At 58.2% G+C, this 16,534-nt stretch carries 12 protein-coding genes and 2 pseudogenes; 9 read left to right on the top strand and 5 right to left on the bottom strand.

Annotated features, from left to right (window positions below; translation table 11 throughout):
• Nucleotides 1-74: 74 nt before the first annotated feature.
• Nucleotides 75-2,627: a TonB-dependent siderophore receptor gene (locus QMG84_RS19855; protein WP_281932543.1), complete on the top strand. Its 2,553-nt coding sequence runs from the start codon at nt 75-77 to the stop codon at nt 2,625-2,627.
• 465 nt (nt 2,628-3,092) lie between these two features.
• Entirely contained in the window at nt 3,093-5,081 is a 1,989-nt protein-coding gene (locus QMG84_RS19850) for a sigma 54-interacting transcriptional regulator (RefSeq protein ID WP_281932541.1), read from the top strand.
• A gap of 19 nt (nt 5,082-5,100) precedes the next feature.
• On the opposite strand, the gene QMG84_RS19845 is transcribed toward QMG84_RS19850, so the two are convergent.
• The 3 genes from QMG84_RS19845 to sfnG all read right to left on the bottom strand — a co-directional run bounded on the left by QMG84_RS19845 (nt 5,101) and on the right by sfnG (nt 8,364).
• On the bottom strand, nt 5,101-5,934 hold the full coding sequence (locus QMG84_RS19845) for an OmpW/AlkL family protein (protein WP_281932539.1): 834 nt from the start codon (nt 5,932-5,934) through the stop codon (nt 5,101-5,103).
• A gap of 79 nt (nt 5,935-6,013) precedes the next feature.
• A complete protein-coding gene (locus tag QMG84_RS19840; protein ID WP_281932537.1) occupies nt 6,014-7,195 on the bottom strand; it encodes an acyl-CoA dehydrogenase family protein in 1,182 nt (393 codons plus the stop codon).
• A 53-nt stretch (nt 7,196-7,248) separates the two neighbouring features.
• Nucleotides 7,249-8,364: a dimethylsulfone monooxygenase SfnG gene (sfnG, locus tag QMG84_RS19835; protein ID WP_281932535.1), complete on the bottom strand. Its 1,116-nt coding sequence runs from the start codon at nt 8,362-8,364 to the stop codon at nt 7,249-7,251.
• Nucleotides 8,365-8,742: 378 nt separating this feature from the next.
• Here sfnG and QMG84_RS19830 point away from each other — a divergent pair, with 378 nt between their 5' ends.
• The 5 genes from QMG84_RS19830 to msuE all read left to right on the top strand — a co-directional run bounded on the left by QMG84_RS19830 (nt 8,743) and on the right by msuE (nt 13,923).
• Entirely contained in the window at nt 8,743-9,582 is an 840-nt protein-coding gene (locus QMG84_RS19830; protein WP_281932704.1) for an amidohydrolase family protein, read from the top strand.
• A 181-nt stretch (nt 9,583-9,763) separates the two neighbouring features.
• Nucleotides 9,764-10,933, top strand: coding sequence for an FMNH2-dependent alkanesulfonate monooxygenase (gene ssuD, locus QMG84_RS19825; RefSeq protein ID WP_281932703.1), 1,170 nt, complete (start codon nt 9,764-9,766; stop codon nt 10,931-10,933).
• 13 nt (nt 10,934-10,946) lie between these two features.
• Complete coding sequence (locus QMG84_RS19820) at nt 10,947-12,116, top strand: acyl-CoA dehydrogenase family protein (protein WP_281932533.1); 1,170 nt, start codon at nt 10,947-10,949, stop codon at nt 12,114-12,116.
• Nucleotides 12,117-12,126: 10 nt separating this feature from the next.
• The gene (ribB, locus tag QMG84_RS19815) at nt 12,127-13,362 is read left to right on the top strand and encodes a 3,4-dihydroxy-2-butanone-4-phosphate synthase (protein ID WP_281932532.1); all 1,236 of its coding nucleotides are present in this window, start codon (nt 12,127-12,129) and stop codon (nt 13,360-13,362) included.
• Nucleotides 13,363-13,386: 24 nt separating this feature from the next.
• Complete coding sequence (msuE, locus tag QMG84_RS19810) at nt 13,387-13,923, top strand: FMN reductase (protein WP_281932530.1); 537 nt, start codon at nt 13,387-13,389, stop codon at nt 13,921-13,923.
• Between the two features lie 185 nt (nt 13,924-14,108).
• Here msuE and QMG84_RS19805 read toward each other — a convergent pair whose 3' ends face one another.
• Nucleotides 14,109-14,408 carry a hypothetical protein gene (locus tag QMG84_RS19805; protein WP_281932528.1) on the bottom strand — a complete coding sequence of 100 codons (300 nt, stop codon included), beginning with the start codon at nt 14,406-14,408 and terminating at the stop codon, nt 14,109-14,111.
• A 125-nt stretch (nt 14,409-14,533) separates the two neighbouring features.
• On the opposite strand from QMG84_RS19805, the pseudogene QMG84_RS19800 reads away from it, so the two are divergent.
• Both QMG84_RS19800 and QMG84_RS19795 read left to right on the top strand, forming a co-directional pair.
• A pseudogene (locus QMG84_RS19800) lies at nt 14,534-15,237 on the top strand (IS5 family transposase).
• A gap of 193 nt (nt 15,238-15,430) precedes the next feature.
• Nucleotides 15,431-15,574, top strand: a pseudogene (locus tag QMG84_RS19795) (transposase); the annotation flags it as partial.
• An 87-nt stretch (nt 15,575-15,661) separates the two neighbouring features.
• On the opposite strand, the gene QMG84_RS19790 reads toward QMG84_RS19795, so the two are convergent.
• Nucleotides 15,662-16,534, bottom strand: a complete 873-nt coding sequence (locus QMG84_RS19790; RefSeq protein ID WP_281932527.1) for a substrate-binding domain-containing protein — start codon at nt 16,532-16,534, stop codon at nt 15,662-15,664.

The raw sequence follows: 16,534 nt of genomic DNA, 5'->3' as shown, positions 1-16,534 counted from the left end.
TTCCGAAATCGTCATGAGAGCGTCGAGTTGGTCACGGGCGGAGACGGCCGGGGCACATTCGGTGGAAAGCGGCGATGACGAAAAAAGGTCTGTGTTACGAGGGTGCGGCGTTGGGTTCGACAATTGCGGCAATGACCTTCGGCGCCTTCGCGTTGGGAGGAACACCTGCGGAGGCGTCCCTCTCGCCGCAAGAGCGTAGCGGCGTCGTAATGGTCTACGACATTCCCGCAGGATCGGTGGCGACGGCTTTGAACGCCTTCGCCGTGAAGAACGGGCTGCATCTGCTCTACGATGCGCGCGTGACGCGGATGCTACGCACGACGGGGCTTTCTGGAGCTTTCTCGATGCGCGAAGGGCTCGATAGGCTGCTCGAGGGAACCGGTCTGTCCTATCGCTTCGGGGGGCCGGACGAAAAGGCGGTGTCGATCATTCTCGCCCAGAACGATAGGGGCGCGCGCAGTGACGCGGGATTCCAGGCGCTGCCGCCGATCGACGTGGGCGCGACGAAGCGGACCGACGTCGATGCGACGAGCCCGGACGACAAGAAGGCCTATAGCGCCGACCGCGGCGCTATCACCGAAGGAACGCGGACCTACACGACGCCGCTCGTGACGGTCGCCGGCAAGGTGCCGCTGCCCAGAAAGGAGATACCGCAGTCTGTCTCGGTGATGACGAGGGGACAGATGACTGACATGCAGCTCACCACCGTGCAGGATGCGATGTTCTGGGTGCCCGGTGTCTCGACGATTGCTAACGACGCTACGCAAGGATGGCCGGCCTCACGGGGCTACACGCTCGACGTCGCTTATGACGGCGTCCCGACCTACGATGGTCTTGCCGGCTATCAGCAGCTGGATCTCGCTGTCTACGATCGCATCGAAGTGTTGAAAGGTCCGTCGGGCCTGCTCTCTGGATCAGGAAATCCAGGGGGAGTCGTCAATATTGTGAGAAAACGGCCGCAGGACGAATTCAAGCTCAGATCGGAATTCAGCGCCGGTTCGTGGGATAATTATCGTGGCGTAATCGATGTGACAGGCCCGATAAACGAAGAGCGGACCCTTCGCTATCGCGCGCTGGTGCTCCACCAGGACAAGCACTTCTTCTTCACGCCGTCGCAGCCTGAAGACAAATGGCTGGGCTATGGCTCGCTCGAATATGACATCACGCCCAATACGCTGCTGAACGTCGCCTACACACGCCAGCGCACCAGTGACCCCGCCTACAGCGGGCAACCGGTCGCTTCGCTTTCTTATTTCGGCGGGACGAGCCCCTATTTCCTCAATGTGCCCAGGTCCTGGAATCCCTATCCAGATTGGACCCAAGTCAAATGGGACACGGAGGACAAGAATGTCCGTCTAGAACATCGGTTCGGTGACGACTGGGTGGCGAAGGTGAATTTCAATCGACGCGACATAAACGACGAATTCGCGGACGCCTATCCAAGCAGCGGTGTCAATCCTTCCAATTGGACGGCGCAATATGCGCGCCGCCATTACATGTATTATTATCATCGTACGGGTCTCGACTCCTATCTGTCCGGCACGCTGCCTTGGGCGATGATCAAGAACACATTGACCATCGGCTATAACTACGACCGGTTCACTTATGAATATAAGGGTGCCCCGCGCGTCTATGTGAACAACATCCCCGTCTTTTGGCCGAATGCAATCGGTCCGAATCTCAACCCCTTTACGGCGGGCGGTCAGAATCAAACTTTGCAGCACGGAGCCTATAGCCAACTCCGCTTGACGCCGATCGAGCCATTGACTTTCGTCTTCGGCGGTCGATTGACGAATTTCTTTGCCAAGAACCGCAACGTTTTTCCGAGTGCGCCTACAAATTGGTCATATGGCGCGAAGTCCAACCACCGCTTCTCTCCCTATCTCGCCGGCATTTTCCGGGTGACTGATGAAATCAATATCTATGGCAGCTACTCGGATATTTTTATTCCGCAGACGAAACAGAAAGCTGACGGAGCGACACTCGATCCGGAGGTCGGCGGACAGTTCGAAGCCGGCGTCAAAGGCGAGTTCCTGAACAAGAAGCTCAACGCCTCGGCCGCGTGGTTCGAGATCAACGACCGAAATCGTCCTTACGCGGATCCCGCCAACCCGGGCTACTATCTCCAAGCCGGCAAGGCAGAATCCACTGGCGTCGAAGTAGAATTCTCCGGGAAGCCTCTTGCGGATATCGAACTGCCAATCATCCAAAGTCCGTTGCCAGGGCTCGACGTCGTCGGAGGCTATACCTATCTGCGCACGAAGCTCCTCGTAGACAAAAACAGTCCAGGGCGTCCGATCAGTTCGTGGTATCCGACCCATATGTTCAAGATCTGGGGCAAATATGATTTCGAGGGGGAGTGGAAAGGGCTGACGATCGGCGCAGGCGTCGTCGCGGAGAGCGGGCTGTCCGGCGCGATCAATACATTGAACGAGGCCCGCCATGGGCCGGCCTATGCCGTCATCAATGCGATGACGTCGTACAAGATCAACGACCATCTGACGCTGCAGTTCAATCTCAACAACATAACCGACCAGAAATATTACATGCGCGTCGGCGGCGCCAACACTTACAACACGCCGGGCGATCCACGGAACTTCATGGTGACGCTGCGCGGCGAATTGTGAGCGCGCGTGCGAAGCCGCGTGCGGGGTGTGGTAACGAACCGAACGAAGTGCCTTGGGCGCACGGACGAAAGACATCTGCACCCCGAAGCTCGGCGCTAATGTCGGGCGCCGCTAGCGGCGTCCGGGCCGCGTAGCCTCGAAATCGGCGTCGATTCGTATTCGGCTGCGCCACGGCCCGCCAGAAGCGCCGGAAGGAAAGAGAGGGGCAGCGCCGCAACGGCTGCGTGTTTGATCTTGCGCTTGAGAGGCCGCGCCCATCGTCCGATCTGCCGCTCAGCCGCGACGACGCTCGCCTGCGTCGAGCTCATGGACATGAGCCGAACGAGGCAATTCTACGCTGTTGCGGCGTAGGCCTCGAGAGCACTGGTGCCTCGCGCCCTGCCGAATGGGAAATTTGCGACAGAACCGTTTGAAATAGATGCAAAGTTAGTTTATAGGAATTATAAACAATTCGGAGCGTGAAAAATGGCTTGCGACCCCTCGTCCCTCTCTGTTGTGGTTCAGGACAAGAGCCGGGCGGGCGTGGAGACCGTCTCCGGCGTGCCACGCGGCGCCACAAGTCGCGCCACTGCGATTGTGTTCGAAGATCCATTGTCGCTGCAGATGAAGGATGACATCCTCCGAGTCGCGCCAAGTGACGCCACCGTTTTGGTCATCGGAGAGACTGGGACCGGAAAGGAGCTGGTCGCACGTTACATTCATGCCCACAGCAAGCGTAAAAACGGACCATTCCTTGCCGTGAATTGCGGGGGGTTCAGTGAAACGCTCATCGAAGCCGAACTATTCGGGCATGAGAAAGGAGCGTTCACGGGCGCCTTGAAGACAGAGATGGGTTGGTTCGAGGCCGCCAACGGAGGCACGCTGCTTCTTGACGAGATCGGAGACCTCCCGCCGCCCATGCAAGTGAAGTTGTTGCGCGTCTTGCAAGAGCGAGAAATCGTTCGTGTCGGTTCACGTCGCCCGCGTCCAATTGATGTTCGGCTCATCGCTGCGACCAACGTCAATCTTGATGCGGCCGTGCAAGCGAAGACCTTTCGCAACGACCTATTCTACCGGTTGAATGTCGCGACGATTCATTTGCCGCCATTACGCGCGCGAAAAGGGGACGTCAAGCCGCTAGCTGAATACTTTCTAAAGCTTTACGGAGAGAAGCTTGGTCGACGTGATGTCGAGCTGACCCCTGACGCGCTACGAAAGCTGATGAATTATAGTTGGCCTGGGAATATTCGCGAACTTGAGAACGTTCTACACAACGCACTTCTACTAACGAATGGCTCGCTCGTTCAGCACGTGCCGATCGTCGAGTCGGCGGCTGCTCAATTCGAACCATCGATAGATTTCGAAGAACAACTTCGCCAACTCTTCGAGGGGGCCATTTCTCGGGGTGAAACAAATCTTTTCGAGCTCGTTACTCGGTCGCTTGTCTCAACCGCACTCCAACGCGAGGGCGGAAATCAAGTGCACGCCGCTGAAAAGCTCGGACTGACACGCAACGCATTGCGCACGCATCTTGCTCATATGGGCATGATAGCACCACGCAAGAAATTCCGTGCGCCGACCGGGAAAACGGGCTCATTCCGAGATAGAGACGTAAATGTCACCCGGCTGGGCTATCAGAAATTCGGCACTCTCGCGGCCCTGAAAGCATTAGGCTCTCTCGACGCCAGATTGGCGTCCTTGGGCTTTCACGCTGAATGGCGGGAGTTCAATTCCGGGCCCGACATACTCGATGCAATAGGCCGCGGTGAGATTGATTTTGGCGTTACCGGCGAAGCAGCAACCGTGTTCGCCGTCGCTATGGGGGTGTCATTCTTCTACGTAGGATTCGAGCCACCGGCGCCCAGCGACGTCGCGATTGTCGTCGCAGATCGAAACATCCGCACCGTCGACGATTTGAGAGGAAAAAAAGTCGCGTTCAGCCGCTGGTCGAATGCGGATTATTTCCTGATGACGGCCCTGAAGAGGAGGGGGCTTTCGCGCGCGGATATTGAACCAATATACATCCCTCCCAGTCTCGATTTGCTCGACGACCTCAAAGGCGGCGCTATCCACGCCTGGGGGATTTGGGAGCCCCTCCTGAGTGTGGCGCGGGACAATGACGCCGCGCGAATTCTCCTCGATGGCTCAGAACATGTCGTAAATCGACAATTCTATGTTGCGCGCCGCTTATTCGCCGTCGGGCATCCACAAATTATCGAAGCGATCTTCACGGAGATTCGTGCCCTGGGCGCGAGCCGAGCGGACCGCCAGCCAAACGATCTCAGGGCGATTGCCCGTTGCTTGAACCTCGACCACTCTGCCGCAGAGCGTCATTTGAATCGGCTAGAGTTCCGACCGCAGCCTCTCGACGATGAGATCATCGAGGAGCAGCAAGCAATCGCTGACGCTTACCTCAGCTCGGGCCAATTGCCCGCCCGAGCCGCTATTGCCGATGCGGTGTGGCGCGGCTCGTAGAGCGAGCCGCGACGCCTCCTTAATATTTTGCCAGCACGGGCGCCGGAGAGGCGCCCCCGAAACGGAAGGTCGCGCCGACGCTCGCGAGCCATGGGTCAAGATTGGATTGCACCCGGACATAAATATTCTGATTAAGCGCAGTGTTGTAAATCGTCGCGTAGGCTGTGGGCTGAGCCATGATGCGTTTAAGATCGACGTTTATGCCAATATTTGGCGTGATCATATAATCGAACCCAATTTGACCGGCCACACCGACGGATTGGCCGATTTGCAAATCTCGCACAGAATTGAATCCGGTGAAGCCAAGCGCGGTGACGAGCGGGGTCCAGCCGTTTCCGGGCCCATAAGCGTAAGGCACGGCCCAAGTGACGCCGACGCCGATATAGGGTTGAAACGCGCCGAGATTAGTGAAGTGATATTGCGCGAGTAAGGACACCGGGAGCAGGTTTGTCGAGCCAACGGGGATATTGGCGAGCGGACCTGTCGCCGTCAGCTTATGCCGCGTATATCCCGCGATGGTTTCGACGGCGAAATTCTTATTGAAATAATAGCTGAGATCGATCTCCGGAATAACCGAGTTCGATACATCCACGCCGGCCCCAAAAATCTTTCCGCCAGGCACGCCCGACACGATGCCTGTGCCGCTGGGCACAATTCCGTAACGATCGAAAATCGTAAAGGAGCCGTCGGGGATGAGCGCCGTCGCACGCAAGCGAATTTGGAACGGTTGATAATCATCGACGGCGACGGCAGGTAGCGGGGGCGCAAGCTTCTTGCTCGGCAGATCCGCTCCCGACGCAACGTTGGATGCGAGAGCGTATACCGCGAACGATAAGAACGCGAGTTCTTTCATGGACTCTTTCCTTGGAGGTCATGGAATGAAGGAATCCGCCTCCATTCCTTGATGTAAAATTGTGGATGTTGGGGAAGCCTTATTCACCGTTTTCGTAGAACAACTCCAAGGGCAGCCCCACGGATGCCTTGCCGATCCAGTCCCGCGCGATGATGTTGGAGGGTCCCATTCCGATGCCGGCCCGGGCGTCGCGGAAATAGCGCTCCAAGGCGCCCTTCTTGTACCCATATCCTCCAGTGACAGTGAGGGCCGCGCCAGCGGAAAGATTCGCGATTTCCGAAGCGTGGACTTTGAATTCCGTCAGAGCTATCAACAGCTCGGCTTGTGGAGCGTTGGCGCGCCACAGCGCGTCGAGCCGCGCGGCGAGCTCGCGGCGCCAGGGGCCAAGCGACTCGATCTGGACTTTCGCTTTTGCGAGTTCTTGTCTGACCGCCTGATAATCCGCGAGACGCTTGTTGGTGTCCCTATGGATCGAGTTCTTGATGTGCGCGACCGCCGTATCATAGGCGCCGCGGGCGACGCCCTCCCAAACAGCGCCGAGTCCGATCAGATAGACCGGCGAAACGCCGTTGTAGATAATGTCTTTTCCCTGGTTTTCCGCGCCAAGCCGATCCCGTTGCGGCACTTTCACGCCGTCATATCGAATGGGGCCAGAGTGATTGCCACGCACGCCCAACGCGTTCCACGGACCAGGCGTGATTCCAGGCGTCGCGCTATCCACGATGAAGAAAGAGATGTCGGATTGGTCACGTGCGCCAGGCGTGCGCGTTTGCGTGATGTAGTAATCCGCCTTGCCCGCGGAGGTGGTGAAGGACTTTTCCGCGTTGACGATATAGTCACTGCCATCGCGGGATGCTTCCGAAAAATTATACCACCAATGGCCACCTGAGGCGCGTTCGCTCGTCGAATAGGTGCCGAGCAAATGCTTGCCATTTTGCGGTTTCAACCAGCGCAACTTCTGATCATGCGTGCCATAGAGATTGAGCGTCTGAGCGGCGCCGACATGCATGACATAGACGAGCCCGGTCGAGGCGTCCTTTTGTCCGATACGGTATGCCGCCTCGGAAAAGGCCAGGTGATCGAAGCCCAGTCCGTCATATTCCTCGGGGATCAAGACACGCGTCCAACCTGCGACCGCGAGCGCATCCAGGTTTTCCCTAGGAAAGATGGATTGCTCATCGTTGCGTTCCGCATTGGCTGCCACGACCTTCTCGATGACGTCGTCGAGTTTCGCGAAAGCCTCTTTTTTATTGTCCGACATGTTTTCACGCCTTCCTAGGGAGATATGCGCTTTGCCCGGCATGCTTGCCGGGTTCAGGCGGCGGTCCGCGCCGCTTCTTTTGCTTCCAAGGCACGCACCAAGGGGATCACGTGCTTGCCAAAAAACTCGACTTCCTCTTGGAAGTGCAGGAAGCCAAGGAGAACGAGATCGACGCCGACGGATTTCAGTTCGACTATGCGTTGCGCCACTTCGTCAGGCGCGCCGATGAGATTTGTCCTGAAGCCGTCGTTGTATTGCACCAGATCTTCGAATGACGATTTCGCCCAGTTGCCCTCGCGCTCGGGGGAAGCATTGCCGGCGTTCTGCACTTCGTGTTGGAACGCGCGCACGGCCTCAGGATCAGCGCCAGACAAGATCTCGTCGAGGACCTCGTTCGCCTCTTCCTTCGTCGCCCTTACGATTGCGAAAGCGTTGACGCCGATCTTTACATGATGGCCGCTCTGAGCCGCCTTGGCGCGGATGTCGTCGACCTGCTTCTTGACGCCCTCGACCGTGTTGCCGTTGGTGAAATACCAATCGGACACACGCGACGCCATGTCGCGGGCGGCGCGGGAGCTGCCGCCCTGGAAGACTTCCGGCGGGGATGAAGGTTTGGGTTTCAATGTGTAATTGCGGAAGCGATAAAAGTCCCCCGCGAAGGTGAAATTATCCTCGGACCAGACGCCACGAAGGACTCGGATGAATTCCTCTGAACGGCGATAACGCTCGTCATGATCTAGCCAAGGTTCGCCGATCGCCTGAAACTCACCGCGAAACCATCCTGAAACTATATTCACCGCAAGCCGACCACCGGTAAATTGGCTGATCGACGCCACTTGCTTCGCGATCACCGCGGGATGCCAAGGACCCGGCAAAATTGCGGCGATGACGTTGAGTTTTTCCGTCGCGGCAAGCAGAGCATGGGAGAAACTTACAGATTCGTGTTGATACTCTGCTCCATATCCCGCAGTGAAGCGAATTTGCGTTAGAGCATATTCGAAGCCGGAGGCTTCCGCGATCTGAGCAAGCTTTCGGTTGTAGTCGATATCCCAACTTGTCCGCTGTTCGATCTTGCTGATCACGAGACCGCCGGAAACATTGGGAACCCAATAGGCGAATTTAATGGGTTGTGTATCCTGCTGCGATGAAGGCGAGGACGCGCCAGTCATAACCGTCTCCTTTCGTGAGAGCCGCATGGAATCCGTACCGCGGCTTCATGCGCTACGCGCTTGAGGAGGAGCGGCCTGTGTGTCAGTCGGTAACAGCAGGCGGCGTGCCAAAGCTTATGACTGCGTAAAATCAATGGGATGACCCCGACCTTCGAGCGGCGTAATTTGCAATTGCAACAACGGGCGCCGGTTATGCTGCTGCATTTGCAGCAGCAGCGCTTCGGAGAAGTCTGTTGCGACCCGAAAATTGCGGCGTCGTTCGCGCGGCGCCATGCTTGCTGAGTTGGTCGGCCCGCAGAGCGCGCGTCGCGCTAAAATCAACGGGAAAGATCAAGAGGCGAAATGACTTCACAAAAATTGACGCGGCATGTCGTGGACATGCGCGCGCGGCCCTCTTTTCTTCATCCATTCTTCGGGGCGGATCCGTCTTCCCCGGAATTTGAGACAGTTCGCTGGGTCAATCGGCGCTTGGGCTCGAGGGATATAGACCACTTCACGCGGTCGCCTGATTTGCCGTCGTTCATAAAAGAGATCGAGCAGGCGTCGATCGACGTCGCGATCATGGTCGGCCGAAGCACGCCGCAGGTGCGAATTTCGAACGATGCGCTTTCGGGATTATCTCAACGCTCCGCGGGGCGTCTTCTCGGCGTTGGTTCGGTTGATCCTCAGGCGCTTCCAGGCGACGAGGCGGTTCGAGAGGTTCACCGTTGCTTGGATTCCCTGCAGTTGATCGGCATCAATGTGGATCCCGGTTTTTACGGTCGGCCGATCGCTCATGACGACGAAACGCTCTTTCCGATCTATGCGGCTTGCGAAAAGGAGAATGCGCCGGTGTTTTTGATGTCAGGTCCGACCACACCCGATTTGCGGCACAATGACCCGCTTGCTGTCGACCGGGTCGCGAGGGCTTTTCCCAATCTCTCGCTCATCTGCTGTCATGCCTTCTATCCGCAGATCGATGCCATGCTTGGCGTGGCGTTCCGGCATGAAAATGTTTTCGTTTCCCCCGACATGTATCTCTTTGCGCCGGGCGGCAAGCGTTATGCCGAGGCTGCAAAGGGATTTCTGAGCGACCAGCTTCTGTTCGGTTCGTCTTACCCGTTCCGACCGATCGGGCAGAGCATCACGGAGTTCGCGGGGCTTCGTCTGCCAGATGAAATTGCGGAGAAGGTTGCATGGCGCAACGCGGTCAGAGTCTTGGGCCTCGATATCGCATAGGCGCTACTGTTGCAGGCGCCGCAGAGGCCCGATATGCGCTGCTGCATTTGCAGCAGCGCATATTGATTCCTCCCGCAATTGCAAGGTTTCGATGCTGGCCCAAGTCTTGCGCCAATAGCCTGGAATGCTCAGGCAACAATCGCGGCGGCTGCAGGCCTTCCCCTCGATCATGGAACGCATCATGGAAATATTGTGGTACATTCCGACGCATGGCGACTCTCGGTATCTCGGCGCGGAGGAAGGCGCCCGTACGGCGAACTTTGAATATAATCAGCAAATCGCAATCGCTGCGGATAATCTGGGCTACTATGGCGTTTTGATCCCGAGTGGTCGCTCATGTGAAGATCCATGGATTGTAGCCTCTAGCCTCATCAGCTCGACTCGAAACCTTCGGTTCCTTGTCGCGCTGCGACCTGGCCTCATGCAAGCAGCGCTCGCCGCGCGTATGACGGCGACGCTAGATCGTCTTTCGCAGGGTCGGCTGCTAATCAATCTCGTGGCTGGCGGCGATCCGGAGGAACTCGCAGGAGACGGTCTGTTTTTGGATCATGCGCAACGCTACGCCCTCTCCGCTGAATTCGTCGACGCTTGGGATGAAATTTTACGCGCGAGCCACGTGGAAGGTAGCGTGAACTTTCAGGGCGAGTTCTTCTCGATTGAAGGAGGTAAGCTTCTATTCCCGCCGGTACAGCAGCCAAGGCCGCCGCTTTACTTCGGGGGTTCGTCGGCGCCGGCGCATGATCTCGCCGCCCGATCGGTGGACGCTTATCTCACATGGGGCGAGCCGCCGGCCGCGGTTGCTGAAAAAATTGCCGACGTCAAGGCGCGCGCCGCGCAATATGGGCGCACCTTGCGCTTCGGGGTTCGCCTGCATGTGATTGTAAGGGAAACGGAAGAAGAAGCCTGGCATGCCGCAGAGCAGTTGATCAGCCGGCTTGATGACGCGGCGGTTAAAGACGCGCTCTCGACCTTCGAACGCATGGACTCCGTGGGCCAGCAACGCATGTTGCAATTGCGGAAAGGCGCAGGCCGCGCGCGGGAGGATCTCGAGGTCAGTCCAAACCTCTGGGCCGGCGTAGGCCTGAAGCGCGGCGGCGCCGGGACGGCCCTCGTCGGAAATCCCGATCAAATTGAGGCCCGGCTGCGCGAATATCAAGCGCTCGGCGTCGATAGCTTTGTGCTGTCGGGCTATCCTCATTTGGAAGAAGCCTATCGCTTTGCCGAATTACTTTTCCCGAGGTTTGGGATTGGTCCCCGTGGGGTTCTGCCGGGTCGCAAAATTACCGGCCCGTTCGGAAGCATCGCCGCGACCGCGAAGACCTCGTCCGCCGCGGCGCCATCGGCCGTATAAGCGGAGAAAAGAGATGACGAGATCTTCAAGCCGCGACGCTCGCGACGAAGCAGCGGTTCTCGACAAGCTTCTCTTCGCTTTAGCGAAGACGGCCGCCGAGCGCGATCGTGAAGGCGGGACGGCGAAGCGCGAACGCGATTTCATTCGTGAGAGCGGGTTGCTGCAACTGTCGATTCCGAAGGAACTCGGGGGGGCTGGGGCCGACTGGATCAACATTTTCGAGATCGTCAGAAAGATCGCCGCGGTTGATAGTTCGCTCGCGCATCTCTTTGCGTTTCATCATCTCATGATCGCGACGCTACAATTTTTCGGCTCTGCCGAACAGTCCCGCAATCTGATGGCGTGCAGCGCGCGCGAGAATTGGTTTTGGGGCAACGCGCTCAATCCGAAGGATGCGCGCCTCAAGTTGTGGGCTGACGCAGACGGATTTCGACTCGACGGCGAAAAGAGCTTCTGCTCGGGCGCAACTGATTCTGACATGCTCATCGTTTCCGCGCATGATGTAGATGGCAAACTCAAAGTCGCCGCCTTCCCGACGCGGCGAGCGGGAGTTACCGTTCATCATGATTGGGACAATATGGGACAACGGCAGACCGATAGCGGCTCGGTTTCCTTCTCGAATGTCAGCGTGACTTCGGACGAGCTCCTCCTTTCGCCCGGGCCGCTCGGTTCACCCTTTGGCGCCTTGCGGCCCTGTCTAGCCCAGCTCATTCTCGTCAACATCTACACGGGACTCGCGCGTGGCGCGCTCAGTGAAGCAATTGCATATATCCTTGGCCTGCCCGCGGACGGCGCCGCTCGCATCGGCTCGGATCCATTCAACCTACATACGCTCGGTGAACTCACGGCGCAGGTTAAAGCTGCGGAAGCTCTTGCTAGCAACGCAGTAGCCGCCTTTCAACATGCATGGTCGAGGCGCGACGCCATCTCGGCCGATGAGCGGGGCGCCTTGGCGATTGAGATCGCCAGCGCGAAAGTCGTTGGGTCGCGTGCAGCGCTCGAGGTCGGTAGCCGTGTGTTCGATGTGATGGGGGCTAGAGCGACGACGGCGCGCCTTCGGCTGGACCGTTTCTGGCGAAATGCGCGAACGCATACGCTGCATGATCCGCTCGATCACAAACTCAAAGAAATCGGCGATTGGGCGCTGAATGGCGTCTATCCAACGCCTTCCTTTTATTCCTAAGGACGAAGGCATGAGTTTTTCGACAATTGAGCAGGCGATCGAGGCGCAACGGCTCGGGCGATTTGTCGTCGTCGTTGACGACGAGAGCCGGGAGAACGAGGGCGACCTCATTCTCCCCGCGGAGAAAATGACGGCGGAAGCAATGGCGTTTCTCGTTCGTCATTCGAGTGGCGTCGTCTGCGTCGCCATGCCGAATGAATGGGCGGACCGCTTGGAGCTTCCATTGATGGTTCCTCGGAGCGACGACGCGTATGGCACCGCCTTTACAGTCTCGGTCGATCTTCAGGGCTCTACCACCGGCATCTCCGCGAGCGAAAGGAGCGCCACCGTGCGCGCGCTTGGCTCCTCGGCGAGAGGGGCTGACAGTTTCCTGCGTCCAGGCCATGTCTTTCCTCTGCGGCGACACCCTGATGGTATCCTCGGTCGCCCTGGGCATACTGAGGCGGCCAGCGAACTCGCCTCCCTCGCCGGATTCGCGCCCGTTGGCGCACTCTGTGAAATCGTTCGCGACGACGGCGAAATGGCGCGGCGGCCGGAGCTAATCGAATTCGCGAAACGTCATGAACTTCCAATAATCACAGTTGGTGATCTCATCGCCTATCGGCAAAAGCAAAATGAGCTGCCCAAGCGCATATCCGTTTCACGTTTGCCGACGCGTCATGGCGATTTTACCGCCCATATTTTCAGAGCTGCGGACGGGGCAGAACACCTTTCGATTGTCATGGGGCCAGTCGAAGGGGACGGTACGTTGGTCAGAATGCATTCAGAGTGCCTGACGGGCGACCTTCTTGGCTCCCTGCGATGCGATTGCGGATCCCAGCTTAATCTCGCGTTGGAGCGTATCGCGCAGGAGGGCAGAGGAGTCTTGATATATCTCCGAGGCCACGAGGGGCGGGGGATTGGACTGACGCAAAAATTACGCGCGTACGAGCTACAGGATCAAGGAGCGGACACAGTCGATGCGAATTTGATGCTCGGTTTGCCGGTCGACGGCAGAAGCTATGCCGCCGCGGCGGGAATCCTGAGTCTCCTTGGCGTGACCAGCGTCCGCCTGATGACCAACAATCCCGCCAAGACAGAAGCGCTGACGTCGCTGGGCGTCGCAGTCAAGGAGGTTGTGTCTCTCCATGCGGCGGCAACGCATGAAAACATCCGCTATTTGGAAACCAAGAGCCGACGGATGCGTCATCAACTCGACCTCACTCGAGTCGCCTCTTCCGCCTTGGCTCAACTCCAAAACGCCTGAAACTGAAACAGACCAAGGATAGAGATGAGCATAGTGAAACTTGTCACAGTCTCGGGCGGCTTGAGTCGGCCTTCACGCTCGGCTGCCCTCGCCGCCACCATTGCGAGAAAGCTCGCCAGTCACGGACCTTTCGACATCCATTCCGTAGAGATCGCCGATCTGGCCCCCGAACTAGGCGGCGTCCTCTCTCCGAAAGGCGCGCCCCCGCTCATCGCCGAAGCAATCCGTAGAATTGAGTCGGCAGACGCGCTCGTGGTTTCGACGCCGGTCTATCGGGGATCCTACACTGGGCTTTTCAAGCATCTCTTCGATCTCATAGACCACGAAGCCTTGATCGGTAAGCCCGTCTTGCTCTCGGCTTGCGGGGGCAGCGATCGCCATGCGTTGGTCATTGATCATCAGCTTCGACCGCTGTTCAGCTTCTTCCAGTCCTTGACACTGCCGATCGGCGTTTTTGCAAATGACGGCGATTTCACAAATTACGAGGTCAGCAACGAGGGACTCGAGGCGCGCATTGCTTTGGCGGTAGAGCGCAGCATAGGGCATCTTCTACCGCGCTAGACCCTATGTCCGCCGGGTAAAAGCAATGGTGCCCGCTCCATAGGATGTCCTAATCGAGGGTTGCGCCGGGCTGGCCGGCGCCGAGCGTCAGAAATGGGGAGAGGGGCCTAATAAACAAATATAAAGGGGGCGAAGGATCTAGGCCGTGAACTCATTAAAGTAATCGGCAGGCGCATGCGGGAATGTCAACGGCCCTCGCGATAGAGTCCTTCTGCCGCCTCAACGGCCGCGCTGATCTCGGCATCATCCAGTCCCCATTCGGAAATGGCTTTGCCAGCCCCCCAGCCTACCCCAGCGCCGGGAGTACTGAGCTGCCCTTGCTGCAACGATGTTTTGTGTGTTTCCAGGATGGTTGCGAGATTCCGGTAGCAATTGCTCCGCCAATCCACCGTCTCGGTCTCGAGGCGATGGCGTGCCAGTTCGATGGCTGATTCGACTCTCGCCACAATTTTGGTGATCAGCAATTCGGCGTCAGAGGTACTCATATGGTAAGCTTAGATGGGGCTGAGGGGTTTAACAATCAGGACGGCAGAGGACGTCTTCCCTTCGCCCGAAACTCTGACTCAGCCGCGGAATGAGCCGATAGGACCTAACAGACTTCGAATGACACGTGATCGAACCGCTGTTGCCTAACAAACCGCGAGACGTGCCGCGCGTTGATGACCGTCGCGTGCTGAATGGCATCTTCTGCGATCCGGTGCGCCGTGGCGCGACCTGCCGGAACGCTAGGGACCGCGCACAACCTGCTACAACCGCTTTGTGCGATGGCGGAAAGCAGGCGTGCGGGATCGAATGATGGATGCCATCCCCGCCCCGCACGATGGCGACATCCACATGATCGACAGCACTTCTGTTCGCGCTCACCAGCAGGCCGCGACGGCAAAAAGGGGGATCGAGATCTTTGTGTCGGTCGCTCCCGAGGCGGGCACACGACCAAAATCCATGCGGTCGTCTACGGGCAAGGCCTCCCGATCCGCCTGAGCCTGACCGCCAGCAAAACCATGACGGCCAAGCTGCTGGCGAGCTCGATCATGTTGCCGCCGGAACGTGCTGGCCGATAAGGCATATGATGCCGATCGCATCCGGGCCTCCCTCCGCGAAAAAGGAGCCTTCGCCTATATCCCGCCCAAGGCCAACCGACGGTCGAAACCATATTTCAGCACCTGGCTTTACCGCGAGCGAAATCTGATCGAGCGCTTCTTCTCCAAATTGAAGCACTTCCGTAGGGTCGCGACCCGATACGACAAATTGGCCGAGAACTTCCTTGCTATGGTCCAACTCGCCTCAATGCGGTTGTGGCTCCATCGCTTATGAGTCTACGGCCCAGGTAACTCACTATCGATGGTCGATTCCATGGTCAATTTCGATCGCCGTTTCCATCTTAGGAAATGCAAATATGTCCAATTGTTCGGCTTAAAAGACTCAAACGATATAATTCAAACTGTCTCCGCGAATAGCCATGAGATCATGGGCTGCGCGTTATCGATCGGTCCGTTTCACCCGATCAGTGAACATGATGATCGCGATCCCGCCGAAATACGCGGTTTTTCAGGTCGTGGGTTACATCAAGGGTAAGAGCGCGATCCATTTGGCGCGAGTTTATGCGGAACGTCGCCGCAATTTCGTGGGGCAACATTTTTGGGCTTCGGGGGTTGGCGAATTCCGCTCGATGACGCGCCCCGACACCCATTTTATTGTTGGAGATCCGCGCGCCCATTTCGGAAGCGTGGATCACGCCTTAGTCGAGGTGCGACGGCGCGACGATTGGAGTGAAATTGTAGTCGGCGAAGATCGCCTGCGCGCGCGGCGTCATCAGATACAGAGCAAAACGAGCCGCCGCTGCCTGCCGTTCTGGCGATTTGTCGCGCAGCAACGCCAAGGCGTAATCGGCGCGTACGGCAAGCGCTTTCGGCGCCGGCACGCTGATGAGATCTGGATCGCGACGCGTCTCCCGCCGGCTGCAATAGCCGATGAAGAGATCGACCGTTCCGTTGAGCAGAAATTGTTTTGTCGGCGCCGGGGCGCCTTGTTCGCCTCCCGCCTTTGGCTGCATATCCGATGGCTTCGGCAGGGCTCCGCCCACGAGCGCTCGCGCCTTCTCTCGCAAGATTTGCTCTGCGCCCTTATGCACGGTCTCGGCCTTGGCGAACAGAGCCATCGCGTAATCACCCCCGGGATCAGCTTTGGGAGTCGATGTGCCGATCTTTGTTGCCGGATCGAGCATATAATCGAGAAGCCCGTCCGTAGTCAGCGTGTGGTCGGCGCGCGCCGTGGCGCAGAGTGTGTTGCGGACGAAAATAACCGGCGCCGCCGCCTTTCCTTCAGCGGCGAGCCTCTCGGGATGCTGTCGGTCCGCGGAGAGGAAGAGATGGGCCTCATTCCCCTTTTCTATGCCCTCGCGCAGCAGGCCTGAAGGGCCGAAAACCATGGTGATTTTCTCGCCCGTCTCCAGTTGGTACTGCGCGGCGATGGCGCGCAGGGCGCCGCCGAGGCTGCCTGCGGCATGAATGTGAAGCGAGGGGTCGCCAGGAACCTCCTCCGCGGCGCATGGCGGGAGTGGCGAAAGAAGGAGTGACATCGCGACGATGTGCCGGACTCGTGAGATCCGCAT

This window comes from Methylocystis iwaonis (genome assembly GCF_027925385.1).
In the GTDB taxonomy this organism is placed as follows: Bacteria; Pseudomonadota; Alphaproteobacteria; order Rhizobiales; family Beijerinckiaceae; genus Methylocystis; species Methylocystis iwaonis.
Note: the sequence above shows the minus strand (reverse complement) of the source record. Positions and strands in the feature narration are given on the sequence as shown.

Bases quoted from the DNA above. Each gene is read 5' to 3' on its own strand.
- QMG84_RS19840 (WP_281932537.1), bottom strand. From the start codon at position 7,195: ATGTCGGACAATAAAAAAGAGGCTTTCGCGAAACTCGACGACGTCATC.
- msuE (WP_281932530.1), top strand. From the start codon at position 13,387: ATGAGCATAGTGAAACTTGTCACAGTCTCGGGCGGCTTGAGTCGGCCT.
- QMG84_RS19845 (WP_281932539.1), bottom strand. From the start codon at position 5,934: ATGAAAGAACTCGCGTTCTTATCGTTCGCGGTATACGCTCTCGCATCC.
- sfnG (WP_281932535.1), bottom strand. From the start codon at position 8,364: ATGACTGGCGCGTCCTCGCCTTCATCGCAGCAGGATACACAACCCATT.
- QMG84_RS19820 (WP_281932533.1), top strand. From the start codon at position 10,947: ATGACGAGATCTTCAAGCCGCGACGCTCGCGACGAAGCAGCGGTTCTC.
- ribB (WP_281932532.1), top strand. From the start codon at position 12,127: ATGAGTTTTTCGACAATTGAGCAGGCGATCGAGGCGCAACGGCTCGGG.
- QMG84_RS19855 (WP_281932543.1), top strand. From the start codon at position 75: ATGACGAAAAAAGGTCTGTGTTACGAGGGTGCGGCGTTGGGTTCGACA.
- QMG84_RS19790 (WP_281932527.1), bottom strand. From the start codon at position 16,534: ATGCGGATCTCACGAGTCCGGCACATCGTCGCGATGTCACTCCTTCTT.
- QMG84_RS19830 (WP_281932704.1), top strand. From the start codon at position 8,743: ATGCGCGCGCGGCCCTCTTTTCTTCATCCATTCTTCGGGGCGGATCCG.
- QMG84_RS19805 (WP_281932528.1), bottom strand. From the start codon at position 14,408: ATGAGTACCTCTGACGCCGAATTGCTGATCACCAAAATTGTGGCGAGA.
- QMG84_RS19850 (WP_281932541.1), top strand. From the start codon at position 3,093: ATGGCTTGCGACCCCTCGTCCCTCTCTGTTGTGGTTCAGGACAAGAGC.
- ssuD (WP_281932703.1), top strand. From the start codon at position 9,764: ATGGAAATATTGTGGTACATTCCGACGCATGGCGACTCTCGGTATCTC.